General features: G+C 70.4%; 31 protein-coding genes. 8 read left to right on the top strand and 23 right to left on the bottom strand.

The annotated features are described in order from the left end of the window. Positions 1-17: 17 nt before the first annotated feature. The 3 genes from AAG816_RS12560 to AAG816_RS12550 are packed head-to-tail and all read right to left on the bottom strand — an operon-like array spanning position 18 to position 2,014. Positions 18-467: an NlpC/P60 family protein gene (locus AAG816_RS12560; RefSeq protein ID WP_341989975.1), complete on the bottom strand. Its 450-nt coding sequence runs from the start codon at positions 465-467 to the stop codon at positions 18-20. Then, entirely contained in the window at positions 464-1,351 is an 888-nt protein-coding gene (locus tag AAG816_RS12555; RefSeq protein ID WP_341989974.1) for a DUF2163 domain-containing protein, read from the bottom strand. The genes AAG816_RS12560 and AAG816_RS12555 overlap by 4 nt, the downstream gene beginning before the upstream one ends. 24 nt (positions 1,352-1,375) lie before the next feature. After that, the gene (locus AAG816_RS12550; RefSeq protein WP_341989973.1) at positions 1,376-2,014 is read right to left on the bottom strand and encodes a DUF2460 domain-containing protein; all 639 of its coding nucleotides are present in this window, start codon (positions 2,012-2,014) and stop codon (positions 1,376-1,378) included. Positions 2,015-2,122: 108 nt separating this feature from the next. Between AAG816_RS12550 and AAG816_RS12545 the strand changes: the two genes are divergently transcribed. Continuing rightward, complete coding sequence (locus tag AAG816_RS12545) at positions 2,123-2,821, top strand: hypothetical protein (RefSeq protein ID WP_341989972.1); 699 nt, start codon at positions 2,123-2,125, stop codon at positions 2,819-2,821. A gap of 584 nt (positions 2,822-3,405) precedes the next feature. After that, positions 3,406-3,738: a porin gene (locus tag AAG816_RS12540; protein ID WP_341989971.1), complete on the top strand. Its 333-nt coding sequence runs from the start codon at positions 3,406-3,408 to the stop codon at positions 3,736-3,738. A 30-nt stretch (positions 3,739-3,768) separates the two neighbouring features. Here the strand turns inward: AAG816_RS12540 and AAG816_RS12535 are convergent, their stop codons facing one another. From AAG816_RS12535 to AAG816_RS12500, 8 genes are all read right to left on the bottom strand, one after another. Next, entirely contained in the window at positions 3,769-4,437 is a 669-nt protein-coding gene (locus tag AAG816_RS12535) for a phage tail tape measure protein (protein WP_341989970.1), read from the bottom strand. A gap of 78 nt (positions 4,438-4,515) precedes the next feature. Beyond that, positions 4,516-4,749: a rcc01693 family protein gene (locus AAG816_RS12530; RefSeq protein WP_341990041.1), complete on the bottom strand. Its 234-nt coding sequence runs from the start codon at positions 4,747-4,749 to the stop codon at positions 4,516-4,518. Further along, complete coding sequence (locus AAG816_RS12525) at positions 4,746-5,111, bottom strand: gene transfer agent family protein (RefSeq protein ID WP_341989969.1); 366 nt, start codon at positions 5,109-5,111, stop codon at positions 4,746-4,748. The genes AAG816_RS12530 and AAG816_RS12525 overlap by 4 nt, the downstream gene beginning before the upstream one ends. An 8-nt stretch (positions 5,112-5,119) precedes the next feature. Further along, positions 5,120-5,527, bottom strand: a complete 408-nt coding sequence (locus AAG816_RS12520; protein WP_341989968.1) for a phage major tail protein, TP901-1 family — start codon at positions 5,525-5,527, stop codon at positions 5,120-5,122. A 59-nt stretch (positions 5,528-5,586) separates the two neighbouring features. Continuing rightward, the gene (locus tag AAG816_RS12515) at positions 5,587-6,012 is read right to left on the bottom strand and encodes a DUF3168 domain-containing protein (protein WP_341989967.1); all 426 of its coding nucleotides are present in this window, start codon (positions 6,010-6,012) and stop codon (positions 5,587-5,589) included. Continuing rightward, on the bottom strand, positions 6,009-6,359 hold the full coding sequence (locus AAG816_RS12510; protein WP_341989966.1) for a hypothetical protein: 351 nt from the start codon (positions 6,357-6,359) through the stop codon (positions 6,009-6,011). Before AAG816_RS12510 ends, AAG816_RS12515 begins: the two co-directional genes overlap by 4 nt. Next, positions 6,356-6,685: a head-tail adaptor protein gene (locus tag AAG816_RS12505; RefSeq protein ID WP_341989965.1), complete on the bottom strand. Its 330-nt coding sequence runs from the start codon at positions 6,683-6,685 to the stop codon at positions 6,356-6,358. Before AAG816_RS12505 ends, AAG816_RS12510 begins: the two co-directional genes overlap by 4 nt. Then, positions 6,682-7,245, bottom strand: a complete 564-nt coding sequence (locus AAG816_RS12500) for a head-tail connector protein (protein ID WP_341989964.1) — start codon at positions 7,243-7,245, stop codon at positions 6,682-6,684. Before AAG816_RS12500 ends, AAG816_RS12505 begins: the two co-directional genes overlap by 4 nt. 266 nt (positions 7,246-7,511) lie before the next feature. Between AAG816_RS12500 and AAG816_RS12495 the strand changes: the two genes are divergently transcribed. Beyond that, positions 7,512-8,249 (top strand): trypsin-like serine protease, encoded by a 738-nt coding sequence (locus tag AAG816_RS12495; protein ID WP_341989963.1) that lies wholly within the window; start codon positions 7,512-7,514, stop codon positions 8,247-8,249. Between the two features lie 253 nt (positions 8,250-8,502). On the opposite strand, the gene AAG816_RS12490 is transcribed toward AAG816_RS12495, so the two are convergent. The 8 genes from AAG816_RS12490 to AAG816_RS12455 form a co-directional block, all read right to left on the bottom strand. Beyond that, on the bottom strand, positions 8,503-9,750 hold the full coding sequence (locus AAG816_RS12490; protein ID WP_341989962.1) for a phage major capsid protein: 1,248 nt from the start codon (positions 9,748-9,750) through the stop codon (positions 8,503-8,505). Between the two features lie 63 nt (positions 9,751-9,813). Beyond that, positions 9,814-10,386, bottom strand: a complete 573-nt coding sequence (locus AAG816_RS12485; RefSeq protein WP_341989961.1) for an HK97 family phage prohead protease — start codon at positions 10,384-10,386, stop codon at positions 9,814-9,816. Beyond that, positions 10,386-10,568: a hypothetical protein gene (locus tag AAG816_RS12480; protein ID WP_341989960.1), complete on the bottom strand. Its 183-nt coding sequence runs from the start codon at positions 10,566-10,568 to the stop codon at positions 10,386-10,388. Before AAG816_RS12480 ends, AAG816_RS12485 begins: the two co-directional genes overlap by 1 nt. Before the next feature lie 109 nt (positions 10,569-10,677). Beyond that, on the bottom strand, positions 10,678-10,863 hold the full coding sequence (locus tag AAG816_RS12475) for a hypothetical protein (protein ID WP_341989959.1): 186 nt from the start codon (positions 10,861-10,863) through the stop codon (positions 10,678-10,680). A gap of 22 nt (positions 10,864-10,885) precedes the next feature. Further along, complete coding sequence (locus AAG816_RS12470) at positions 10,886-12,067, bottom strand: phage portal protein (RefSeq protein WP_341989958.1); 1,182 nt, start codon at positions 12,065-12,067, stop codon at positions 10,886-10,888. A gap of 186 nt (positions 12,068-12,253) precedes the next feature. Beyond that, the gene (locus tag AAG816_RS12465) at positions 12,254-13,564 is read right to left on the bottom strand and encodes a terminase family protein (protein WP_341990040.1); all 1,311 of its coding nucleotides are present in this window, start codon (positions 13,562-13,564) and stop codon (positions 12,254-12,256) included. 726 nt (positions 13,565-14,290) lie between these two features. Continuing rightward, positions 14,291-14,911 carry a helix-turn-helix domain-containing protein gene (locus AAG816_RS12460; RefSeq protein WP_341989957.1) on the bottom strand — a complete coding sequence of 207 codons (621 nt, stop codon included), beginning with the start codon at positions 14,909-14,911 and terminating at the stop codon, positions 14,291-14,293. A 415-nt stretch (positions 14,912-15,326) separates the two neighbouring features. Beyond that, the gene (locus tag AAG816_RS12455) at positions 15,327-15,557 is read right to left on the bottom strand and encodes a hypothetical protein (RefSeq protein WP_341989956.1); all 231 of its coding nucleotides are present in this window, start codon (positions 15,555-15,557) and stop codon (positions 15,327-15,329) included. Positions 15,558-15,772: 215 nt separating this feature from the next. Between AAG816_RS12455 and zigA the strand changes: the two genes are divergently transcribed. Further along, positions 15,773-16,993 carry a zinc metallochaperone GTPase ZigA gene (gene zigA / locus AAG816_RS12450; RefSeq protein WP_341989954.1) on the top strand — a complete coding sequence of 407 codons (1,221 nt, stop codon included), beginning with the start codon at positions 15,773-15,775 and terminating at the stop codon, positions 16,991-16,993. A 109-nt stretch (positions 16,994-17,102) separates the two neighbouring features. Here the strand turns inward: zigA and AAG816_RS12445 are convergent, their stop codons facing one another. After that, complete coding sequence (locus AAG816_RS12445) at positions 17,103-17,915, bottom strand: oxidoreductase (RefSeq protein WP_341989952.1); 813 nt, start codon at positions 17,913-17,915, stop codon at positions 17,103-17,105. An 80-nt stretch (positions 17,916-17,995) separates the two neighbouring features. Here AAG816_RS12445 and AAG816_RS12440 point away from each other — a divergent pair, with 80 nt between their 5' ends. After that, a complete protein-coding gene (locus AAG816_RS12440) occupies positions 17,996-18,439 on the top strand; it encodes a helix-turn-helix domain-containing protein (RefSeq protein ID WP_341989951.1) in 444 nt (147 codons plus the stop codon). A 51-nt stretch (positions 18,440-18,490) separates the two neighbouring features. On the opposite strand, the gene AAG816_RS12435 is transcribed toward AAG816_RS12440, so the two are convergent. Together AAG816_RS12435 and AAG816_RS12430 are read right to left on the bottom strand one after the other, a co-directional pair. Beyond that, the gene (locus AAG816_RS12435; RefSeq protein ID WP_341989950.1) at positions 18,491-20,074 is read right to left on the bottom strand and encodes a DHA2 family efflux MFS transporter permease subunit; all 1,584 of its coding nucleotides are present in this window, start codon (positions 20,072-20,074) and stop codon (positions 18,491-18,493) included. 157 nt (positions 20,075-20,231) lie between these two features. Beyond that, entirely contained in the window at positions 20,232-20,774 is a 543-nt protein-coding gene (locus AAG816_RS12430; RefSeq protein ID WP_341989949.1) for a YcgN family cysteine cluster protein, read from the bottom strand. Positions 20,775-21,069: 295 nt separating this feature from the next. Here AAG816_RS12430 and AAG816_RS12425 point away from each other — a divergent pair, with 295 nt between their 5' ends. From AAG816_RS12425 to AAG816_RS12415, 3 genes are read left to right on the top strand one after another with little or no spacing between them, the layout of a single operon-like run. Then, positions 21,070-23,235, top strand: a complete 2,166-nt coding sequence (locus AAG816_RS12425) for a PBP1A family penicillin-binding protein (RefSeq protein WP_341989947.1) — start codon at positions 21,070-21,072, stop codon at positions 23,233-23,235. 17 nt (positions 23,236-23,252) lie between these two features. Continuing rightward, positions 23,253-23,828 (top strand): DUF1214 domain-containing protein, encoded by a 576-nt coding sequence (locus AAG816_RS12420; protein WP_341989946.1) that lies wholly within the window; start codon positions 23,253-23,255, stop codon positions 23,826-23,828. Continuing rightward, entirely contained in the window at positions 23,825-24,472 is a 648-nt protein-coding gene (locus AAG816_RS12415; protein ID WP_341989945.1) for a DUF1254 domain-containing protein, read from the top strand. The genes AAG816_RS12420 and AAG816_RS12415 overlap by 4 nt, the downstream gene beginning before the upstream one ends. A gap of 7 nt (positions 24,473-24,479) precedes the next feature. Here the strand turns inward: AAG816_RS12415 and AAG816_RS12410 are convergent, their stop codons facing one another. Beyond that, a complete protein-coding gene (locus AAG816_RS12410) occupies positions 24,480-24,680 on the bottom strand; it encodes a hypothetical protein (protein WP_341989944.1) in 201 nt (66 codons plus the stop codon). Positions 24,681-24,880 lie beyond the last annotated feature (200 nt).

The following is a 24,880-nucleotide window of genomic DNA, read 5'->3' as shown; positions in this document are numbered from 1 at the left end:
CGAGGATGAAAGGAGGATCAGGTCACGCCGGGGAAGGCGAACACGAAGGCCAGATGGCGCTGCCACCACGGCGTCAGATGGCCCTCGCACACCGCCACGCCGTCATAGGCATGGACCATGTGCGCGGGGGTGGTGAGGATGGCGCAATGCTTGGCCGGCAGATGGGCGCGGAAGCGGAACAGCAGCACGTCGCCGGGCTGCCGATGGGTCATCTCCACCGCCTGGAGATGACGGCGCGCGGCGCCCGCGAGGCTCTCCGCGCGGGCCGCCTCCGCCCAGTCCGGCGCATAGGCGCCCAGCGGTTCCGGCTCGCTGCCGTGGAGGGCGCGCCACACCCCGCGCACCAGGCCCAGGCAATCGGCCCCCTGCCCTTTGGCGGAGGCGCGATGGTGATAGGGCGTGCCGATCCAGGCCCGCGCCTCGGCCACGACGCGGGCGCGGACGGGATCCAGTTCCGGCGCGCTCATGCCAGGGTGCTGCCGTCGTAGCTGGCCTCGCCGGGCACGGCGACGGCCAGCACGAAGTCATTGCCCGGCATGTGCGGACAGCCGCGAAAATTCAGCGCGTTGGAGAAGCGGTCGCGGCAGGTGGCGAAGGTCTTGTCGCAGCCGGCGGTGATGTCGAAGGCATCGCCCGGCAACACCGGCGCGGGCGGGCGCTGCCACAGCTGGAGCGCGGCGATGCCGGCGTCCAGATCGTGCACTTTCACCTCGGTGATGAAGCCGGTATTGGCGCCGGTGGTGAAGCGGCAGCGGCCACGGGTGAACCAGCCGTCCGGGTGCCACAGGCCCGCCACCTGCATGCGCCCCGACGCGTCCACCGCCACCACCGAACCGTCGGCGCGAAACTGCGACAGGCCGAGGTTCACGCCGCAGCGTCCATCGCCCAGGTCCGCATCGCACAGGGCGCCGAAGACCCGGCCATTTGTCTGGTTCAGCGCATCGGACAGGGCACGCACTTCGGCGGTGAAGGCCTGCCCCTCCCGGCGCACCTCGCCGATGGTGCCGCGCCGGAGCAGCGCGTGACTGACGGGGTTGGACCAGTCGATCAGCAACAGGTCGATGGCCGCGCCGTCATACTGTCCGGCGGCCAGGTCCGCCTCCTCCAGCGTGACGGCGCTGAGCGCGCCGGACACCTCGGTGCCGGTGACGCTGAGGCCTTGCGCCTGGGTGCTTTCGGACGATGCGATGCCGCTGGCCGCATGCAGCACCAGGCCGTCCACCACCAGGTCGCGATCGTGATCGGTGAAGCCCAGCACGCGGCCATCGCGGCGGGTCAGCCGCCAGCCGTGGCAGAGCGTGGTGACACCGCCGCGCAGCTGCGCCGCCAGGCCCTCGGGCAAGGCCCTCATGACAGGCTCCTCATGACACGCTCCTCATGGGGTGATCTCGACGATGGGAATGCGCGGGATGTCGCCCGCCGCGAAATGCGAGAGATTGATCTCCAGATAGTCGGTGTCGAAGCGCACCGGCACGTGGAAGCGAAAGCCCGCCGTGACCGGTACGCCCGGCCCCGGCGTGTGTCCCGGCGCCAGCGTGACGAGGCCGATGGAGAGGTCACAGGAAAAATGCAGGCCCTCCACCAGTTCCACCCCGCCCACCGCCACCCGCACGCCCGTCTCTGGCTTGGTGATGGCCCGCACATAGGGGGCGTGGAGGGCGCCATAGGTCTTCACCAGGGAGAAGGCGAGACGGGCGCCGTCGCCGCTGCCGATCACCTGATCGAAGGCGGTGACCGGGGTGCCCGGCGGGCTGGATGCGGCGTCCAGGGGATCGCGCCAGCGGAAGCCGTAAAGCCGCCCCCGGCGCTCCTCGAAAAAGGCCAGGACCGCATGCAGCGCGGCGAGGGATTTGACCCCGTAGCCGGCATCCCAGCGGCGGCGCGAATCAGCGCGCCGGGTGTTGCGTTCCTCCCGTCCGGTGGCGGTGGTGACGATCTCCGTCACCCGTTCCGGACCACCCGCGGCACCCAGGGCCACGTCGATCGGAAACAGAACCTCATGAAAGGTCGGCATCTTCTGTCTAATCCCCTCAATTCTGGCACGAATTCAATAAAAACAGTCTTGACATAGTTGAGGCACACGCTTTGACTTCGGATCCGTCGTAAAGGATGGAGCCAAGTGATGGCCACGAAGACCCAGAAGACGACCATCGCCGCCAAGGCACCGGCCGCGAAAAAAACCGAAGCCGCTCCCGCGCCGGCCGCAAAGCCGGCCGTGGCTAAGGCCCCCGCCAAGGCACCTGCGAAGACCGCAGCCAAGGCCCCCGCGACCGCCGCGCCCAAGGCCGCTGCGAAGCCCGCAGCCGCGAAGGCTCCCGCTCCCAAGGCGGCCGCAGCGAAGGCTGCCGCTGCTCCCAAGGTTGCCGCTCCGAAGGCTGCTGCCGCGAAACCCGCTGTGGCGAAGACCGCCGCCGCCAAGCCCGCCGCCGCCAAGCCCACAAAGGCGGCTGCTGCACCTAAGGCTGCTGCTCCCAAGGCTGCGGCTGCGAAGGTCGCCAAGGCGCCCGCCGCGAAGGCCGAGCCGGCCAAGGCTCCGGCGCCCAAGGCGGTGAAGGCCGCGGCCCCGAAGGCGGCTGCCAAAGCCCCCGCCGCGAAGGCTGCGGCACCCAAGGCTGCCCCGGCGCCCAAGACCCCGGCGCCCAAGGCCGCTGCAGCTCCGAAGGCACCCGCCAAGGCCGCTGCACCCAAGGCCAAGGCTCCGGCCGCCAAGGCCGCTGCCAAGCCCGCCGCCAAGGTGGCGCCGGTGGAAGCCGTAGCCGCCCCGAAGGCGCCCGCTGCGAAAGCCAAGGCGCCCGCCAAGGCACCCGCAAAGAAGAAGTGACCACCCGCCGCGCCCGCGCCTTCGGGCCGGATGCGGCAGGGCAGACGGGAGCCGGCGCCGGTTCGGCGCGGCATCCTGTTTGAGCAGACCACCAGTGCGTGTCGCCGTTGCCGGCGGGCGCTCCACGAGGCTGTTCGATGGCGTCACGGGCCGGTGGGGTGGAGCCCCCTCATCCGCGCCCGCCCAGCCCGTTCCGCCGGATGCCGCCGGCCGCGCAAGCGCGCACGCGGCGCAGCCAGGTGCAGCAGTCAGGGTCAGCAGCCAAGTGCGGTGGCAGGTGCATCGGTCATCGCCGACCGGCCGCAACGGCTGGCCCGACCCACGATCTCCCGCCCATGATGCCCCGAACAGAATTGCGCCCGCCGCCAGAACGCGGCGTTGCTTGCGGTCCTCGCCCGGCGGCAAGGTTTCGTCCGCATGCGCAAGGAACGGTCGCCGCCATCGGCCACCGCGACGCAACGACGCGCCACATTCCCCAGGGTCGAGCACCGGCGCAACCGTGCAGTCGCCTTGGATATGACACCGGCCCGCCCTAGGATAGCACCATCGGCGTGCGACGAGAGGCGCCACACGGGAGTGTAAGCATGGTTGAAACTCCGGCCCTGATCATCCGCGCCATCCAGCACGCGGCCCTGGGTTTTGCCCTGCTGGTCGGTGCGGCGGCCGGTGCGCGGGCGGAAGACGCCAAGGCCGACACGGCCGCCAAATCCTCAGAGGCGTGCCCGCAGTTTGGCGCCGGCTTCACGCGGCTGCCGGGGTCGGACACCTGCATTCAGATGGGCGGGGCCATGCAGTTTTCCGCCGGGCGCGGCACCGGCATGGGCAATGCGCCCAACCAGGGTGCGCAAGTGACGCCGCAAGCCAGCAACACGTCCACCGTCCAGCCGGCCATCGATCCCTGGAAGCAGGCGCGCTGATCGCCGGCTCAGATCCGCCGCGCCCCCGCGCTACAGGCTCCGCTGCCCCCGCGCCACCGCGCGCGCGATCAGCCCCGACACATAGGCATCGGAGCGGCGGAACGCCCCCGGATCCGGGGTCGAGACAGTGACCTGCACCGTGGTATTGCCCCCCGCGCTCTGGGTGCGCACCCCCAGCGCGCCATCGGCGCCGCGGGCCAAAGGCAGGATCGCCTCGGCGCCGCGCTCGCCCATCAGGCCGGTGCCGTTGGACATGGGGAAATAGGTCGGCGCGGAGACCACGCCGCCATCGGCAAACGCCCGCACCCGCCCCGCCTCCACCACCCCGCCATCGGCGAAGGCGGTTGCCCCGGAGGCCGCACTCCCCAGCGCACTGAGCCCACTGCCTCCGAGCACCTGCCCGAGCGTGCTGGTGAGCCCCTGCTCCAGCGGCTTCAGCGCCACATTGAGCGCCAGATTGGACAGCCGCTGGCCGAGGCTGGCGATGACATCGCCCACATCGCGCCCCTTCACCGCGACACTGGTGAAGGCATCGCTCAAGGCGCTGCTGAAGCTGCGGGCGGGGGTCTGCGCGCTGGCCAGCGCCGCCGAAACCTGCGTGCCCAGATCGCGCACGGAGGTCTCCGCCTCCGCCACCCCGGCGGTGAAGGCGCTGGTGTCGGCGGTGATCGCCACCGCGACCGTATCGATCGTGTCCATGGGTGCTCCTTTCCAATGGGATGGCGCGACACGCGCTCATCCTCTCGGCCACATGCTATCGGCCCCATCCGCGCGCCCTCAGCGGGCCGCGCGATCCGGATCGGGAAACCGCCCCATCAGCGCGTGCAGGCCGGCGCGATCCAGCGCGCCGCCGGCCCGTGGCGCGGGGCCACGCAGCCCATAAGCGGCGGCGGCCAGTTCGCGCGGGGTCATGCGCCAGAACGCGTCCGGGGGCAGCCGCAGACGTCCCAGCCCTAGCCCCATGGCCTCGCGCCAGGGAAAGGCGCGGGCGGAATGGGGAGCGGGGCTCAGCGCGCCTGCGGCACCGGAGGGCGGGCGGAATCCCCCGCGCCGGTGGTCGGCTCGGCGGCGCCGAAGGTGGCGGTGAGCAAGGCCGACACCAGCCGGGCAAAGCCTGCCGCCCCGCCCTCCGCCCGCATGGCGGCCACCTCCGCATCGGAGATGGTTTCGCCTGCCCCGCGCAGGCCGGCGGCGATCACCCGCACCAGGTCGGCGGCGGACAGGCGGCCGCGGGAAAACCGCTCCGCCAGCGCCACCAGATCGTCCACGGCGAAGGCCGCTTCCAGCTCCGCCAAAGCGCCGAGGGTGAGCACGAGGGTGCGCGGGCGCCCGTCGAGCATGGCGGCGATCTCGCCGCGATGGGCATTGGCCATGGCCCCGCTCACAGCGCCGCGAAGGTCAAGGCCCCGGCGCTTTCCAGCGTCAGGTCGAAAGTGATCTCGCGGTCATGTTCCGCCGCCACTTCCAGCGCCGAAATCTGGAACAGGCCGGTGACGGTGCCGAAATCCGGGATCACCACCTGGCAGTCGCGCAGCTCGCCATCGAAGAAGGCAGCGCGGACCAAGGCATCGGAGGCGGCGTCCTTGAACACGCCGGCGCCGGAGATGCTGGCCCGCTTCACCCCAGCCCCCGCCAGCAATTCGCGCCAGCGGCCGACGCTGTCGGAATGGGTCACGTCCACGGTCTGGGCGTTGAACGCCAGGGTGCGCGAGCGCAGGCCCGCCACCGTGACATAAGTGGCCCCGTCCATCATCTTCAGCAGCAGGTCTTTGCCCTTCTGCGCGGCCATGGATCTTCTCCTGTGAAAGGGGTTTTTCGCGCACATGCGCAGAGCGTTGGGTCTGAGCCTCAGAGTGGCTCGGTGATGGCGCGAAACCGCACCAGGCCATGGAAGGTGCGGCCATCGCTGTCGCGGCGGATCTCGGCGGTGGTGGCGCGCAGATTGGCGAGGCGATGGCCGTCCAGCGCCAAGGGCGCCTCGTGCAGCGCCTCCTGCACCGCGCTGGCGATGGCCAGCGCCTCCGCCCGCCCGCCCTGGCGGGAGAACACATGCAAAGTGAGCGCCTGCTCGCTGCCGCCCTCGGTGGCGGTGGACCAGTCGGAGACCACCGCTTCCCCCAGGGTCACGAACGGAAAGGCCGCATCCTTGGGCGGCACGTCATGGATGGCGTTGCCCACCAGCGCCTGCAGCGGCGTGTCGGCGGCGAGCCGGGCATGGATGGCCCCGCGCAGAGCACGGGCGGCGCCGAGCGGGGCGTTGGAAGCGGCCGTCATGGCGTGCCTCCGTCCGTGCCGGCGGCCGGTGTGGCATCGGGCGCGCCATCGCCCGCCGTGCCACCATCACCCGCCTTCAGCGCCGCCACTGCCGGCAGCAGCCAGGGGTCCGGCGGGGTGGCGAGCGTGCCGGTCTCGCGCGCCACCGCGGCCGGGTCGATGCTGCCCACCCTGCGCGCATGGGCGGTGGCCTCGATGGTGGGGGCGCGACCCAGTTTCGTGGCGGCCACACGGGCCAGCCTGGCCGCCGCGGCGTCCAGCGCAGCGCCCACCGGCGCGGCGGGCACGCGCCGCTGGAGGCGCTCGGCGAGACCCTCCAGGCCGGAGATGCGGGCAGATAGGATCATGACTGCTCCTCGCGACAATGCACCAAGGTGAACCGGCTGCGGCCGTCGGGATCGGAGGTCGCCTCCACGCCCAGGCGGCGGGCACCGGCGCGCAGAAGGTCGCCGGCGGCGATGGTGTTGGGCGCGCGCACCGTCACCCGCACCGTGGCGAGGCCGAAGCGGCGCTCCTCCCCCAGCGTGCCAGTGGCGGCGGCGGTCTCGATGCTGCCCCACAGGCGATCCACGGTGACGAAGGTGCGGGTGACGCCGCCCAGCCCGTCCGGGGTTTCCACCGCGGTCTGATGATCGATGCGATGGCGCAGGGCGCCGATGGCCGGGGCGCTCACAGCCGCACCAATTTGTACGGCGCCAGCAGCGCCGCCACCGTGGCCGGCAGGCGCACCGTGTCGCCGGGGGCATCGCGGTGCTCGTGGAAATGCGCCAGCACCAGCCGCACCGCCTGGACCAGATCTTCGGGCACGTCGGCGGCCAGTTCGCCATAGCCGGCGGACAGCTCGATCTCGATGCCGGCCCAGCGGGCGCCGGGCTGCGGCATCTGCGCCGGGTCCAGATGCACCAAAGCCGGCGTGCGCGCGGTGGTCAGGCGCAGCAGCGTCAGGTCCAGGTCTTGCGCAGTGCCGTCGGCGGCCCGCACCCGCGCCGCCAGCAGCGCCCGCACCGGCGCCACCGGCAAAGCGAACACGCCGCTGGGCGGCCAGGCATCGCGCACGATCCGCCAGCTCTGCGCCATCAGGGCGCGACCGGTGGCCGCCTCCACCACGCGGCGGGCGGCGGCGATGAGGGCGGAAATGAGCGCGTCTTCCGCGTCCGTATCGATGCGCAGGAAGGCCTTGGCCTCCCCCAGGGTCAGCGGCTCGAGGGCAGGGCCGGAGATACGTTCGGTCATGGGGTCTCCTGGGCGAAGGGCGAGGAATGGGACGACGCGCCGGGCCGGCCCGGGGCCAGCACGCGCGGAGGTGCTCGGAAAGCGCCCGTGAAGGGCGGGATTGACCGCGCCGCGCGCGGCGGTTCAAAACAGGGATTGCCGCTGTCGATGGAGGTTCCGTGCCGCACCGCGTTCCGTTGAGCCGAGTTCCGTCGAACGAAGGTCCCGCCACCGCCGTTTCCGTGCGTCAGGCCTGCGCGCGCCAACCCTGCGCGCCAGGTCGCAGCGTGTTCGGCATTGCCCTGCTCTGTGCGGCGGCGCTGCTGGGCAAGGCCGGGCCGGCGCAGGCCATCATCGGCGGCCGGCCGGGCGGCGGGGTGGCCACGGCCCATACGGTGATGATCGTTTCCACCCGCGGCGCCTCCTGCAGCGGCACGCTGATCGCGCCGGACCTGGTGCTCACCGCCGCCCATTGCCTGGCGCCGGCGGGCAATTATGCGGTGGCGCTGGTGGGCGGGGGCACGCCCCGGCTGGTGCCGGCGCTGCGCATCGCCATCCACCCGCGCTTCGACCGCGAGCAGTTCCACACCCGGCGCCCGACGCCGGACCTGGCGCTGATGAAACTCTCCGAAGTGCTGCCCGCCAGCTTTCGCCCGGCGCGGCTCTCGGCGGACCCGAGCCTGCCGGCGCGGGGCACGGACTTCCTCATCGCCGGCTACGGCATGGAGGCGGACGGCGCCGAGGCCACGGCGGGAACGCTGCGTTCGGTCAACCTGCCGTCCATCGGCACCACCGGGGGCATCATGGTGCGCCTCGCCCCGGTCATGGGGCTGGTGGGTGCCTGCACCGGCGACAGCGGCGGCCCGGCCTTTCTGGGCTCGGTGCTCACCGGCGTGGTGGGCTGGGCCACCGGCCCCGGCGGCACCCGCGGCTGCGGCGGCGTCACCGGCGTGACCCTGGTGGGCCTCCACCGCGACTGGATCGACAGCACCGCCGCCAAGCTGGGCAGCCCGCTGAAGGAGTGAGGGGCGGCCTCTTCGCTCCTATCAACGCGGGCGATAGCGGCACCCGTTTCACCCCCCTCCCTGCCCTCCCCCGCAAGGGGGGAGGGTTCTGCCGCGCTCCGGCGGAGCGGATGCGCGGAAAAAGCGCGCCGCTCCCCCTCCCCCCTTGCGGGGGAGGGTTGGGGTGGGGGGTGAAACGGCTGGGGAAGAGCGCCCGACCAAAAGCCAGGCACCCATTGACGAAAGCCTCCCGAACGGAAGGCCCCTCCCCCACTCAGCTGGCGGCGAACTTCAGCAGCTTGATGGCGTCGAAGTCCTGCACCCCGCCGCCCACACGCTTGGTGGTGTAGAACAGCACATAGGGCTTGGCGGAATAGGGATCGCGCAGCACCCGGACGCCAGCCCGATCCACCACCAGATAGCCGCGGCGGAAGTCGCCGAAGGCGATGGAGAAGGCGCCGTCCGCCATGTCCGGCATGGCTTCGGCCTCCTGCACCGGGAAGCCCAGCAGGCTGGCGGGCTGGCCGGCCACCGCCGGCGGCGCCCAGAGATAATCGCCGGTCGTGTCCTTCAGCTTGCGCACCGCCGCCTGGGTGCGGCGGTTGAGCACGAAGGTGGCGTTCTGGCGATAGCCGCCCTTCAGCGCATAGACAAGATCCAGCAGCGGATCGGACGGATTGGCGGCGGCGAACGCCCCCGCCGCGCCGGTGGCGATATAGCCGGTCTTGCCCCAGCTCCAGGCGCTTTCCGCCGCCTTGGGATAGGACAGGAAGCCGGTGGGCTTGGTGACACCGTCGCCGCTGACGAAGGCGGTGCCTTCCTGGTCGGCAAACGCGCTGTCCACCTCGCCGGCGATCCACTCCTCGATGTTCACCTGGCCATCATCCAGCAGCGCCTGGGTGGCGGCGGGCATGGCGTAGAGCTCCATGGCCGGGAAGGTGAGTTCCGCCAGCACCGGGCTGTCGGTCTGCGCCCGCGCGGCGGTTTCCGCCGCCCAGCCCACGGCCGGTCCGGCGGTCATGAACGGCTTCTTGTAGAGACCGGCGCCGATCACCCGCACGCTGGCCAGCGCCCGGATGGGCGAGAGCGCGGCGAGGCGGCGGCCGATCTCCTGCTCGGTCTCGAACGGCACCAGATAGCCGCCATCGGCGCCGGAACCGGACGACAGGGCTTTGGCCTCCAGCGCCTTCAGGCCGCCGGCCTCGCCGTGGCGCACATAAGTGGAGAAGGCATCGCCATGCTCACGCTCGGAGGCGGCGCGCAGGCGCCCGCCGCCCAGGGCCGGGCGCTGGCCCTTGAGCGACATGTCATCAAGGCGGGCGGTGTGCAGGTCCAGCACGCCATCGATGCGCGCCAGCTTCTCGGCGGTGATCGGATCGACGGCGCCGTTGCGCTCGATCTGCGCCAGGCGGATCTCGTTGGTCTCCTTATAGGTCTCGAACGAGCGCATCAGCGTGTCGAGCGCCGACTGGCTCTCGGGCGCGGCCACCTTGGTTTCCGGGGCAGAGACAATATGGGTCATGAAGGCATCCTAGGGTGCGGAACGAACAGGAAACCGCGCGCCCGGCGCGGCGGGGAAAACGGCTCAGACCGCCACCAGCAGCGGCCGCAGCCGCGCGGCGGCGCGGGTGACGGCGGCAGCGGCGGCGCGGGTGCTGGCGGGCAGCGCCGGCTGCGGCGCCGGAACGAAGGCCGGGGTAAAGGCCGGCGCGTTGGCATCCAGCGGCACGCGGATGCGGGCCTTGGGCTGCATGGGGAAGGTGACCACCGACACCTCCCACAGATCGATGCGGGTGATGCGCCGCACCCGCGTGCGCGGATCGGTGCGGGCCTCCACCGCCTTGAAGCCGATGGACAGGCCATCCAGCGCCCCGGCCTGCACCAGGGCCGCCACGTCGCGGGCGCGGGCCACCTCCAGGGTGAGGCAGCCGCGCACCTTGAGCCCGATGGCATCCTCGGTGAGCGACGCCCACACCCCGATGGGCTCGGCGGGATCATGCTGATAGAGCAGCCGCACCCCGGCGGGGCCGCGCCGGGCGAGGCTCTCGGCAAACGCGCCGGGGGCGATGACATCGCGGCCCAGATCCACTTGGTCGAACAGGCAGGCATAGCCCTCGAAGCTTGCCACCGGGGCGGACGACGGGAGGATCTGCGCCATCACGGGGCCTTGCGCCCGGCGGGGGCGGATTTGCGCCGCTTGCCGCGCTCCAGCCGCTCCAAGGTGGCGACGAAATCGCGGAACACATTGGCCGAGGGCGGCGCCGCGGCGGGGCGCGCGGGGCCGGGGCCGAGCGCACGGATGCGCGGCGCCGGCGACTTGACGAGAAACGGGGCTCGCATGGCGGATGGGTCTCCAGGGGTGGGTTAAGGCTTCGACAGACGGCCCCGGCCTGCGGCGAGGGCCGCGTGGATTTCGCTCACGCGCCGCGCGGGCTTGACCCGAAGGGGCTCAGTCCTCATCGGCGCGGGCGTTGAAGCGCGCCAGTTCGCGCACGAAATCGTCCATGCGCTGATGGGCGCGGGTGAGCGCGGCGAGCGCCGCCAAAGCCGCGCCGGACGCGCTCACCGCCCAGGCGGCGAGCGCCAGATGGGCGAGGTCGCCGCGCTCGGCGAAGATGCGGATCACGCTGTCCATGGCGGGCCTCCCGATCCGGCGCTCATGCGTCAGCCGGGCCGGCGGGGCCATAGCCCACCGCCGCGCGCTTCTCCCCGTCGCTGAGGAAGGTCGCGGCGCCCACCCGGCTCCACAAGTCCGAGCGCTCGGCGGCGAGCGCCTCCACCTGGTCCAGATCGGGCACGAAACTGAGCGGGCGCCCATCAGCCGCCGCCAGCCAGGTGCTGAGCGCACCGGCGACGCGCTTCACCAAAGGCAGCACGCTCTGCCGCCACAGCACCCGGTTGGCCTCGGCATAATTGGCAAAGGTGTTGTCGCCGGGAATGCCCAGCAGCATGGGCGGCACCCCCAGCGCCAAGGCGATCTCCCGCGCCGCGCCGGCGCGGGCCGCCTCGAAATCCATCTCCTTGGGGCTGAGGCCGAGCGGCTTCCAATCCAGACCGCCCTCCAGCAGCATGGGCCGCCCGGCATTGCCGGACCCCTGGAAGCTGGCCTCCAGCTCGCCCTTGAGCCGCTCGAACTGGTCGTCGGTGAGGCTGCCGGTGCCGCCATAGATCAGCGCGCCGGACGGGCGGGCGGCATTGTCCAGCAGCGCCTTGTTCCAGTCGCCGGCGCTGTTGTGCAGGTCCAGCGCCTGGGCGGCGGCCTCCAGCGGGGCGAAGCCGTAATGATCGTCCAGCGGGTTGAACAGGGCCAGATGCAGGATCGGCGGCAGGTTCGCGCCCGGTACCAGACTGTCCTGGGCAATGCGCAGGGTGCGCCCGTCCAGCGTATAGTCGAACGCCTCCGGCCAGCCGCTGGGGCCGGGCACCACCTTCATGCGGTCGGGGCGCAAAGCATAGAGCTCGCGCACCTGCCCCTCCAGCGCCACCGCCTCCACATAAGCATTGCCGGCCACCAGCAGATGGCCATAGACGCTCTCCAGGAATTCGGTGCCGGTGGCGCGGGGATTGGGCCGGGCCAGGAGGTCCAGCAGGGGATGGGCATCGATCTCGCGCGGCCCGTCCATGAGGAGGAGCGGCACGCTGGCGGCGGCCTCGCTGATCAGCCGCACAGCCCGATAGGCCACCGCGTTGCGGGCGAAGCCCTCGCGGGCAAGGCCCGCATAATCGCGCGGCGACCAGCGCGCCCGCCCGGTGGTGAGCAGCGCCACCAAAGCGGCGGTGCGGCTGGCTTTTCCTTCCGGCGGGCGGGGTCGGAAGGCATCGAACAGGGACGCGAGCATGGCAGGCTCCGGGAAGGCGGCAATGGCCGCGACAGGGAGGGGACCGGGCACGGGGGCGCGTTGCCGGCCCGGCGAAGAGCACGACAGGCGGCCGCACGCCGGGGGGAGGAGATGGGGCGTTGGGCCGTGGACGCGGAGGCGCTCAGTGCCTGCCGGGGTCGGCAGCGGGTTATGCTAAGTGGATGCTCAAAAACCCCGCACCCGCGGCACCGGTGCTTTCGGCCCCAGCGCCAGTTCGGTGAGCGCCCACACCAAAGCGTCGAGCCGGTCCGGCGAGCGGCCGGAGGACAGGCCGCCGGGGCCGAAATCGCACAATTCGTCTTCCAGCGCCGCGAAGGCGCCCGCATGGTGCACCCGGCCCTGCTCATAGAGCGCGGCCACCGGCTCGGCGCGCAGATATTTGCCGCGGGTGGCGCGCACGGCAATCACCGGCACGCCCGCATCCACCTCCCCCAGCACCGCGCGCACCATCTCGCCGCCCTGGTTCACCTCGGCCACCACCGCGTCCGCCTCCAGGCGGCGGAACAGGTCGATGGCGCGGGCCGCCCATTGCGCCGGGCGCAGGCCGGCGGCGCTCTCATCCGCCAGCACATGCAGCCCGCCCAGCGCATCGATGCCCGCCCCGACGATGCCACAGGCATCCGCGCCTGCCCGCGAGGAGGCGGGCGGGTCCACCGCCACCACCACCCGCACCAAGGGGGGCGCCGTCGCCTCGCGGGCCGCCTCCAAAGCGGGGCGCGACCACAAGGCGTCGGGGCGATCCTCGATGATCTCGCCCTCCAGTTCCTGCCGGCCGAGGCGCGTGCCGCCATAGCGCTGCAGCACCGCCGCCAGGAAGGACGGCGCCAGATGAAAGGCGTTCTGCGCCGTGCGCGCCCGGCTCACCACCGTGGCGGGATCGCCCAGCAGCCGGCGCAGCAGCGCCGAGGGGCGCGGGGTGGTGGTGATCATCTGGCGCGGCTGGTCGCCCAGGCGCAGGCCGAATTGCAGCATGTCGAAGGTGGCCTGCCCGCGGCGCCATTTGGCCAGTTCGTCCAGCCAGGCGGCCTCGAACTGCGGACCGCGCAGGCTTTCGGGATCTTCCGCCGAAAAGCCCTGGGCCACGGCGCCATTGGGCCACACCAGCCGGCGACGGGTGGGCTCCCAGGCCGGGCGCTCGCCATCGGGATGGATGGCCAGGAGGCCGGAGACCCCTTCCACCATCACCTCGCGCACATCGGCCATGGTCTCGGCCACCAATGCGATCCGCCCCACCGGGCGTTCCGCGAACGGCGCACGGCCCAGCGCCAGCCCGCGCACCCATTCCGCCCCGGCACGGGTCTTGCCCGCGCCGCGCCCACCCAGCACCAGCCAGGTGGACCAGGGGGCGCCAGTGGCGGCGGTGGCGGGCGGCAATTGATCGGGCCGCGCCCAGAGCTCCCAATCGGTGAGCAGGCGCTGCGCCCCGGCCTCGCCGATCTCGCTCAAGAAACGCTGCGCGGCGGCGGGGCGGGCCATGCACGCCACCAGCGCCGCGCGCAGATCATCGGGCGGCACCGGGGGCGCCGCTTTCATGGACCCATCCGCCGTTTTCCGGGTCATGGGCGCGCCTCCGCAGACATGGGTTCAAGGGTCAGGCCAGGGACGCGCCCCGGCGGCGCTCGGTCTCCAGTGGGTGCGGACCTGCGATGGAACGAAGCCGGCACATCCGCCACCATCCGATTCGGACCCGCTTTGATCGCACGCTGTTCCGCGCGCGGCGGCGGGGCGTCCCGGCATGGGACAGGGACGCCTGGCCCCTGCACCCCGTCCGAGACCGACAGGAACGAAGCCGGCACATCCGCCACCATCCGATTCGGACCCGCTTTGGTCCCACGCTGTTCCGCGCGCGGCGGCGGGGCGTCCCAGGATGAGACGGCGCCCGCGCCCCACGTCGTCCCGGCGGACCCCGCCGGAACGAAGCCGGCACATCCGCCGCCGTCCGATTCGGACCCGCTTTGGTCCCGCGCTGTTCCGCACGGGGCGGCAGGGCGTCCCAGCGTGGGACAGCCTCTCCGAGGCCCGAGCCGCGTCCAGTCCACACAGGAAAGGAGAGTCGCGGGCGTGGAACAGACGCAGCACAGCGCGCCGCATCCGATTCGGACCCGCTTTGGACGCCGGCTGTTCTCCACGCCCCCGACCGCCGTCCCGATCTGGCACAGGGCCAGACGCCGGGACCAGACGGCGCGCACCGCCCGGCACGCGCTAGTCCGGCGGCGGCGACGACCGGCCCTCATGGGCGGCCTTCGCGCCTTCGGGCTGCGCGTCATCGGCATCGCCGTCGTCGCGCAATTGCGCCAGGCGCCGGGCCAGTTCGCGGCGGAAGGTGTCGGGGTCGCGCGCCGCCTCCGGGGTCGCTGCGCCCTTGGCCGGGGCCTCGGGCCGGGGCCGCTGGGCGACGGCTTCCAGCGCGGTCAGTTCCCGCAGCACCCGCGCCAGCACCGCCAAGGCGCGGGCTTCGCGCTCCGCGTCGCGCCGGGCGGGCTCGCCGCCGTCTGGCGCTGCGCCCTCGGCGGACAGGGCGGCGGCGCCCAGGCGGGTTTCGATGTCGCCGATCTGGCGCTCCGCCGCCTTCCACAAGCGGCTCATGAGCCGGCGGCGGGAGTCGGCGCCGGGCGGGCGGGCCAGATCCGCCCGGCGCCGCCGCGCGGTGGGCGTCGCAGCGGGGCGGCCGGGCTTGCGCGCGGCGCCGGCCTCGCGATCCAGCCAATAATAGATCTGCCGGGTGCTGAGCCCGGTCTCCTGGCTGATGGCCTTGATGGGCTGGCCCTGCGCATAGAGCGCACGGGCCCGCTCCGCCGCTTCCGGCGAGGTGCGTGGCATCATGGGGATCTCCGAAGCGGGATGGCGCGCTGGGCGTCGGTGGCGGGCACGGCTGCGGACGCAAACCCGGGGGCGCGGACGGGAGGCCGGGCCGAGCAAGCAGCGGGGTCAACCGATGGCAGGGCACCACGGTGCGGACGATGAGAAGGAGCTGAGGTGCAAGCACGACACCCGTCGCCTGCCCCCGGCATGGACACCATAGGGGACCTGAAGGGCGGCGGACGAGGTGTCAGATCGGAACGAGGCTGAGGCCGGAAGGCCGGAAGGCCGGAAGGCCGGAAGGCCGGAAGGCCGTGCTGGTCGGGCGCAACTCTGGAACGTGGGATCATGATGCCGAAGCAGCGCATCGCTGTCAAGGCATATTTTCCTAGGTATTTTATCTTTTGAGCCGAGACCGCCGGTGCGGCGGGATGGGCCCTTACGCCCCCAGGGGCGGCCGGGGCTGGCGCCGCATGGCCAGCAGCGCGTCCAGGCGCGCCCGCGCCCGCAGATGCGAGATGGCGGTCACGTTCGGCGCGTCCACGCAGACCCGGCGCAACTGATAGGCCGTGTTCCAATGGCAGCCGCAGCGGGTGCAATAGGCGGTGCGATCGTCAAACGTGTGGTCGCCTTCGACAGCGTCAAGGCTCGCGTGGATATAGGTCGCCATCTTCGCTCCTCCCAAGCGTGTGGTTTCGATTGGTGCCGACCATAGCGCGGCAGCGTTGCGCGACGCTGCCGGAGATTCTGCCATTGCAAGGGTTTTCGCGTGGTTTTGGCTCCATTTTGGAGCCATCGCACTGCACCAAAGCGGCCCCGCGCCGCCCTTGCCAAGGCAGGCCTGGATCGCTAATGATACATTATATCATTTATGCGGAGCCCCCCATGACCGCCGTAGATCCGCGCCTGCCCGTCACCGTGCTTTCGGGCTTCCTTGGCGCCGGCAAGACCACGCTACTGAACCATGTGCTGGCCAATCGCGAGGGCCGCCGGGTGGCGGTGATCGTCAACGACATGTCGGAGGTGAATATCGACGCCGAGCTGGTGCGGGCCGGCACCGCCGGCCTGTCCCGCACCGAGGAAACCCTGGTGGAGATGACCAATGGCTGCATCTGCTGCACCTTGCGGGACGACCTGCTGGTGGAAGTGCGCCGCCTGGCGGATGAGGGTCGCTTCGATGCCCTGCTGATCGAAAGCACCGGCATCGCCGAGCCCCTGCCCGTGGCCGCCACCTTCGAGTTTCGCGATGAGGCGGGCGTCTCCTTGTCCGACATCGCCCGCCTCGACAGCATGGTGACGGTGGTGGATGCGGCCAATCTGCTGAAGGACTATGCCAGCTCGGACTTCCTGCGCGATCGCGGCGAGAGCCTGGGCGAGGACGATGAGCGCACCCTGGTGGACCTGATGGTGGACCAGATCGAATTCGCCGATGCCATCGTGCTGAACAAGGTCTCCGCCACCTCCCCGGAGCAACTCACCTTGGCGCGGGGCATCATCAAGGCGCTGAACCCCACCGCCACCCTGATCGAGGCCGACTTCGGCCAGGTGCCGCTGGACCGTCTGCTGGACACCGGCCGGTTCGATTTCGACGCCGCCCACCAGCACCCGCTCTGGTACCGCGAGCTAAACCACTTCACCGACCATGTCCCGGAGACCGAGGAATATGGCGTCGGCAGCTTCGTCTATCGTGCCCGCCGCCCGTTCCACCCGCAGAAATTCTCTGACTTCCTGCAGGTCACCTGGCCGGGGCTGATCCGCGCCAAGGGCATGTTCTGGCTGGCCACCCGCGATGCCCATGTGGGCGAGATGAGTCTCGCCGGCGCCATCTGCCGGACCGAGGCGCTGGGCTATTGGTGGGCCGCGGTGCCCAAGGACCGCTGGCCGGACGACGCCGGGTGGCGGGCCGAGCTGAAGCGGCACTGGGCCGCCTTCTATGGCGACCGCCGCCAGGAACTGGTGTTCATCGGCATGGATCTGGACGAGGCGGCGATCCGCGCGGCGCTGGACTCCTGCCTGGTGGGGCCGACCGATCCGGCGGCGCTGGACTTCGCCGCCCTCGCCCATCTGCCGGACCCGTTCCCGGTGTGGGGCCAGGCGGCAGCCTGAGGGGCGCTGGGCGCGACGCCCAGTCTCACGTCCGCTGCGAACCGCAGCCGGGCCGGCGCCAGCCGCGCCCGGCGCGCGGCCGTGGCGCGGCGCGGCGCGGCGCGGCGCCTCAAGCTGTGAAGCCGTTGAACTTGCGCAAGGATCTGTCGACCATGGCTTCCGGCAAATAGCGCCGCAGCGCCCGCACCTGGCTGGACTGCTTGCCCGCCGCGTAGCGCAGCTTCGGCTTGGCAGCCGTCGCGGCGGTCAGCACGACATCGGCAACCACCTGCGGCGGATCGCCCGCCTCCACCCCCATGCGCATGAGATTTTCGCTGCGGGTGCGGGCCGCCGCATAGACGGCCAGCGGCTGATCGGCCCGGGTGAGGTTTTCCTCGAAGGCGGTGCGGGTCAAGCCGGGCTCCACCACAACGACCCGGATGCCATATTCGCGCACCTCATGATCCAAGGATTCCGAATAGCCTTCGATCGCATGCTTGCTGGCGGCATAGAAGGCGTTGAAGGGCGCCGGGATCAGCCCAAGGATCGAGCTCATGTTGACGATGCGGCCGCGCTTGCGGGCCCGCATGACCGGCAGCACCGCATTGGTGACCCGCGCCACCCCGAACACATTGACATCGAACAGGCGCTGGGCCTGGGCAACCGAGGACTCCTCTGCGGCTCCGAGCAGGCCGATGCCGGCATTGTTGACCAGCAGGTCAATGGTGCCGGCCTCGCGGACGATGCTGTCCACAAGGGTCTTCACCGAGGCCGCGTCGGTCACGTCGCAGATCCGCATGGTGATGCCCGGCTGGTCGGCCACCGGCTTGCGGCTGGTGCCGAACACCTGGTAGCCGGCCTGCGCCAGGGCCTGCGCCGTCGCGAGCCCGATGCCCGACGATGCCCCCGTCACCAGTGCGATGCCTCTGTCTGTCTTGCTCATGACCATCTTCCGTCTCGGGCTGGTTTGCCGTTGCCGAGGGTGATACTATCAAAACAGTATCAAGTCACTACTGAAAAGATATGAACGACGAAAATCCCACGCTCCCCTGCTGTCCTGTCGCCCGTGGCCTCGAGTCGGTGGGGGATGCCTGGAGCATGCTGATCCTGCGCGACGCGCATCTGGGCCTCACCCGGTTCGATCAGTTCCGCAAGAGCCTCGGGATCGCCCCGACCATGCTGACCAAGCGCCTCGCCGCTTTGACCCAGGACGGCTTGCTGGAAAAGCGCCTCTATTCTGAACGCCCGCCGCGCGAGGAGTATGTGCTGACCGAAGCCGGCCGCGACTTCCTGCCGGTGCTGGTGATGATCGGCGCCTGGGCGCAGCGCCATTGCGGCGCCGACCTCGCCCGCTATGTGGACGCTGAGACCGGCATCGAGATGCAGCCCATCGCCATCGACGCCGTGACCGGCGCCAAGCTCGGGACCCGGCCTTTTCGCATGGAGCCCGGCGAGGGCGAGCGCTGACCGCAGGCTTGGGCGCGGGTTCCCTCTGCGGGCGGCCCGATGGCGGCGGGGTCAGTCCGGCGCGTCGGTGGCCTCGTTGACCGCCGCCGCCAGGCTGCGCCGCCGGCGGTGGCCGGAGATGTCGGCGCCCGCATCATGGGGCAGCCGGGCGTTCCAGAAGGTGGCGCCCATGGCGATGGTGGTCACGGCGATGAAGGCGGCGGAGAAGTCCGCCAGGCCCGGGACGCTGCGGCCGTTCGCCTCCATGGAGAGATAGAGCGCGAAGCCGGCGACGCAGATGCCCATGGACAGCATCAGCTGCTGGAACGTGGTGTAGAAGCTCGACGCGGAACTCATGCGCGCGGCGGGAATCTCGTCGTATGCCACGGTGTTGTAAGAGGTGAATTGCAGGGACATGAAGAAGCCCCCCGCGGTCAGCAGCACATAGAGGCTCCACTCCGGCCAGGACGGGCGCATGAGGGCACACAGCGCATAGACCGAGGCGCAGATCACCCCATTGACCAGCAGCGTGTTGCGAAAGCCGAACCGCCGCAACACCTTGGGCGCCACCCCGCGCATCAGCAGCGAGCCGCAGGCGGTGGACAAGGTGATCAGCCCGCTCTGGGCCGCGCTCATGCCGAACCCCAGCTGCAGCATCAGCGGCAACAGGAAGGGATGGGCCCCCTGGGTGATGCGGGTGATGTTGCCGGCGATCACCGAGAGGCGGAAAGTCTCTATGCGCATCAAGGAGATATCGAGGATCGGGACGTCGCCCCCGGCGCTCATCCGGCGGGCATGGCGCAGATAGAGCGCCCCGCTCGCCAACCCCACCGCCATCAGCCCCAGGGTCACCCGCAGATCCGCCTCGCCCCGGCTGGACAGCTCGAAGGCAAACAGCAGCCCGCCCAGCGAGATGCCCGACAGCAGCAGGCCGATGCCATCGAACTTGCCCGGCCGCTCGGCCTTGGTATTGTTGATGAACAGGCTCACCAGCACCAGCCCCAGCACGCCGATGGGCAGGTTGATGTAGAAGATCCAGCGCCAGTCCAGATAGGTGACCAGGAAGCCCCCCACCGGCGGCCCCACCACCGGCCCGATCATCGCCGGCACCAAGAGCCAGGACATGGCCGAGACCAGATCCGCCTTGCTGGCCGAGCGCAGCAGCACCAGGCGCCCCACCGGGATCATCATCGCCCCGCCCATGCCCTGGATCAGCCGCGCCACCACCAGGAAGCTGAGGCTCTCCGCCTGGGCGCACAGCAGCGAGCCCAGGGTGAAGACGGCGATGGCGGTGCGAAAGACCGTGCGCGAGCCGAACCGATCCGCCGCCCAGCCGCTGGCCGGGATGAAGACCGCCAAGGAGAGCAGGTAGGAGGTCAGCGCGATGCTCATGTGCGGCGCGGTGACCTTGAAGTCCCGGGCCATGGCCGGCAGCGCGGTGGCGAGAATGGTGGCGTCCAGCTGCTCCATGAACATGGCGCTGGCGACGATCAGGGCTATGGCGCGATAGCCGGGCTGCGGGCGCGAAGTCTGGGGGGCGGGCATGGAAAACTCATCACAAACCGCCGCTGCGAAGGCGGCCGGAGGACGGCACACGGCGGGACCGGGCTGATATATGAGGTTTAGGCCTTGATCCGGCGAGGGAAAAGCGCGCATTGCGCATGGCTCGCCCGCCAGCCCCGAAGTGAGCGGGCATCAGGCCCTGCCAGAGGGCTGGGCTCAGTCCCGGCAAGCCCGGTGGCGGCGCTCTCCCAAGCGTACACCGTGCCGCCCTCCGGTTCTGATCCCTCCGGTCCCATGGCCGGTGCGGTTCCTAGCGGCGGCCGCGCGTCTTGGGCGCCCCGCCCCCGGCAGACGTGGCGGCTTCGCGCGTCGCCGGGTTCGGCGCGGCCCTCGCCCCCCGCGGCCAGCGCACCGGCCAGGACACCAGATGATCCATCAATTCCATCACCGCAAAGCTGTCTTCGGAGCCCGCCGTGCGCCCGGCCACGGAGATGCCCGCCTGCGTCACCGTGGCGGGATCGCCGGAGACCAGAGGATGCCACCAGGGCAGATCCTTGCCCTCGTCCAGCAGGCGATAGGCGCAGGTGGGCGGCAGCCAGGCCAGATCATGCACCGCCTCCGGGGTCAGGCGCACGCAATCGGGCACCTTCTCTTGGCGGTTGGGATAGTCCGTGCAGCGGCAGCTCTGCCCGTCCAGGAGCCGGCAGGCCACATCGGTATAGGCCACCTGCCCGGTATCCTCGTCCTCCAGCTTCACCAGGCAGCAGCGGCCGCAGCCATCGCACAGGCTCTCCCATTGCTCCGAAGACATCAGGGCCAGAGGCGTGGTGCGCCAGAACGGAGTGTCGGTCATGCCCCTCCCTAGACCATGAGGCCGAAAAGGGGAAACCGGCCTTCCGATGATCTGATACGCGCGCCGCAAAGGGGACACTGGGGGAATGCGCGGTGCCCTGCAACCTTTCGGCGCCGGGAGGTGCGGGGGTGGCGCAGGAACGGTAACGCAATCATGATGTTATCGTGCCTCTCGCTCAGGACGCCCCGGCAGGCTATAGACAGGGCAGCGGGCCTGCGGTCGTTTTCCGGCCATAGGTGCCTGCCATGAACGATGATCGCCGTGTTGCCACGGTAAGCGAGATGGTCCTCCTGCGGTGAGCGAAGGCGAGCATTCCTCCCTCCGAACGCGGCTGCGCAACGCGCTGCTGGACCTGGATTCGCGCGTCGACAGCGGCCTGTTCCGCCTGGGCGACCTGACGCGCCGCGCCATCGCCGCCTATTCCGCCTTCATGGAGCGCTTCTCGCTCAGCGGCATCCCGCGATTCCTGGTGGGCATGGCGTCCGAGGGCTTCACCTTGGGCGCCGCGGGTACGGTGCTGATCCTGGCCCTCGCCCTGCCCGCATTTCGCGAAACCTCGGACGACTGGCTGAAGCGCACCGAACTGGCGGTGACCTTCCTCGACCGCTACGGCAACATCCTGGGCGAGCGCGGGGTCAAGCAGAACGACACCGTGCCGCTGGAGGACTTCCCGGACAATCTCATCAAGGCGACCCTGGCCACCGAGGACCGGCGCTTCTACGAGCATTTCGGCATCGACGTGGCCGGCACCATGCGTGCCCTGGTCACCAATGCCAGGGCCGGCGGCGTGCGCCAGGGCGGGTCATCGCTGTCGCAGCAATTGGCAAAGAACCTGTTTCTCTCCAATGAGCGGACCATCGAGCGCAAGATCAAGGAAGCCTTCCTGGCCCTGTGGCTGGAAAGCCGCCTGACCAAGAGCCAGATCCTCAAGCTCTATCTCGACCGCGCCTATCTGGGCGGTGGCGCCTATGGGGTGGACGCGGCCGCGCGCTATTATTTCGGCAAGTCGGTGCGCGAGGTGAACCTCGCCGAGGCGGCGATGCTGGCGGGCCTGTTCAAGGCCCCCACCAAGTTCGCGCCCCATATCAATCTGCCCGCCGCCCGCGCCCGCGCCTCCACCGTGCTCGACAATCTGGTGGATGCGGGCTTCATGACCGAAGGCCAGGTGTTCGGCGCGCGGCGCAACCCCGCCACCCCCATCGACCGGCGCGACCAGGCGGTGCCGGACTATTATCTCGACTATGCCTTTGGCGAGGTACGCAAATTCGTCGAGACCCTGCCTAAGAGCGTCAATGAACGCTCATTCGTGGTGCGCACCGGGCTCGATCCCAATATCCAGCTGGTGGCGGAAGCCGCCCTCGACCAATCGCTGCGGGAATTCGGCAAGGACTACAAGGTCACCCAGGGCGCCATCGTCATCATGGAGCCCAACGGCACCGTGCGCGCCATGGTGGGCGGGCGGGACTATGGCGAGAGCCAGTTCAACCGCGCCACCGACGCCCTGCGCCAGCCCGGCTCCTCGTTCAAGCCGTTCGTCTATACCACCGCTCTGCTGGGGGGCATGAAGCCCAACACCATTGTGGTGGACGCCCCCTACTGCAACGGCAACTGGTGCCCGCAGAATTACGGCCGCAGCTACATGGGCTCCATCCCGCTCATCACCGCGCTCCAGCATTCGCTGAACACGGTGGCGGTGCGGCTGGGCGACAAGTTCGGCCGCAGCAACATCATCGATCTCGCCCACAAGATGGGCATCAATTCCGAGTTGAAGACCTCTCCGGCTTTGCCGCTCGGCGCCGCCGAGGTGACGCTGGTGGATATGGCCACCGCCTATTCGGTGTTCGCCAATGGCGGGCGCAGCGTCTATCCCCATGCCATGGTGGAAATGCGGGTCGGCGACGGCGAGGTCCTGTGGCGGTTCGACCGCGACGCCCCCAAGCCCAAGCAGATCCTGCCGCAGAACATCATCGACGAGATCAATCCGATGCTGAACAACGTCATCGAGAACGGCACCGGGCGGCGGGCACGGCTCCAGGGCATCAAGGTCGCCGGCAAGACCGGCACCACCAACGCCTACCGCGACGCCTGGTTCATGGCCTTCACCGGCAATTATGTGGGCGGGGTCTGGTTCGGCAATGACGACTACCAGTCCATGAACAAGATGACCGGCGGCACCTTGCCGGCCATGACCTGGCAAAAGGTGATGGCCTATGCCCATCAGGGTATCGAGCTGAAGTTCATTCCCGGCGTTGGCAACGCCCCCGCGCCCAAGCTGGAAGAAACGCCCAACACGCTCCAGGTGCCGGGACTGGAAGCCAACCAACGGCCGGTCACGCTCTCGCCCAAGGCGGCGGAGGTTCTGGTGCGGTTGGAGCGCCTGTTCAAGGAAGCCAGCCCCCTGCCTGCCCGTCCCGCCGGCCCCACGGCGTCAGCGGCGCCGGTGCCCAACCGCGCCAACTGAACCCCAACGAGCCCCCCGTGCGCGCCTTGCCCCTGGCCATGACCTTTCTTGCCGCCGCCGCCCTCGGCCTTGGGGCGACGTGGATGGCTGTAACCTCGTCGCGCGGCATGGACATGGTGCGCGCGGGCGCTTGGCAGGGCTGGCCGCGCTCCGGCACGGTCCAGGCCGATCCCTATGCCCGCGCCGCCATCTCGCGCTCCGGCGAGTTGCCGCTGGAATTGGCGGACGGCCTGCTGTTCCTTGCCGTCCAGGACAGCGCCGGCGCCCCGCTGGATGGCCGCTGCGAGATCCGCATCACCGGCCGCCTGCCCCAGGCGCGGCTGTGGACGCTCACCGTCATGGACGCCAAGGGCGGCCTGATCGAGAATGATGCCCGCCGCTACGGCTTCACCTCGTCGGAACTGGTCTATAGCGCCACCGGCGACATGAACGTGGTGCTGAGCCCCAGGGCCCGGCCGGACAATTGGGTGCCCACCGGCGCCCGTCCCCGGCTCCAGGTGGCGCTGCGGCTGTTCGATGCGCCGTTCAGCTTCGCCTCCGGCACCCAGGACGGCTCGATCCTGCCGCGCATCGTCACGGAGCGCTGCTCATGACCGCCTCCGGCGAGCCCCGTTCCTTCCCGCCCGCAGGCCGGCGCAACGGCAAGGGCCTGCCCCAGGTGTGGACGTGGCGCGTGCCGGCCACCGCCACGCGGCCATCGGTGCTGGTGGGGCTGGCGATCATCCTGGTGCTGGCGGGCCTCGTGCATCTGATCAGCATTCTGGCGATGCCTTTCCTGGCGGAGCAGGATGCCTATCGCCGGCTGGCCAAGGATCGGCCGGTGAATGAGATGGTGCTGCTGCCCGACACCACGCCCGCCGGCGGGGCCTTGCCCATGCTGGACCCGGCGTTCGTGCATGCTGTCTGCCTCTACAACCTGGGCAAGCAGCCGCTGAAGGTGCGGGTTCCGGCTACCGCGGACTATACCTCGGTGTCGTTCTACACCGCGCGCGGGGTCGGCTTTTACGCGCTCAGCGACCAGGCGGCCGGGCGCGTGATCGAACTGGACCTCATGACCTTGGCGCAACGCGCCGCCATGCCCGAGGATGAGGAGATTACCGCCGCCGACCGGCTGGTCGTAGCCTCTCCCTCCACCACCGGCATCGTACTGGTGCGGGCCTTCTCACGGGATCGCGACATGCGCGAGGTGGTGCGCCGCCAGCTGGAAGCGGCAACCTGCGCGCCCGCGCCCTCCTGAACAGCACTCAGCGCGCGCGCTGACCACCGCCGGAGGCAACCGGACCCTGGCGCTTGCGCGGCAGCCGCGCGGCCTTGGCGGCCACAGGCGCAGGCTCCACGTGCCGCTCGATGCGGACCACCGGCAGGATGATGATCTGCGCCGAGGCGCCGCTGACAACCTTGGTTGATCCGCGCGGGGTGATGGGGAATGGAATAACCGTGCTCATTGTTTCCCTCCGGTTTTGATCTTCGTGACTAACCTCGGATCGGACGCGAAGGTTTCCTGGGGCTTGATTGACGCAGCAGAAGCACAAAAAATGCAACCATTAGGCCGTGTACAAAGAACTGCACCATTCCGGAGGGAAATTAGATCCATTTCAGCGACAAATAGCGACCAACAGATAAGTCCTCTTTTTTTCTTGCTTTT

This window comes from Azorhizobium sp. AG788, assembly GCF_943371865.1.
Classification (GTDB): domain Bacteria; phylum Pseudomonadota; class Alphaproteobacteria; order Rhizobiales; family Xanthobacteraceae; genus Azorhizobium.
Note: the sequence above shows the minus strand (reverse complement) of the source record. Positions and strands in the feature narration are given on the sequence as shown.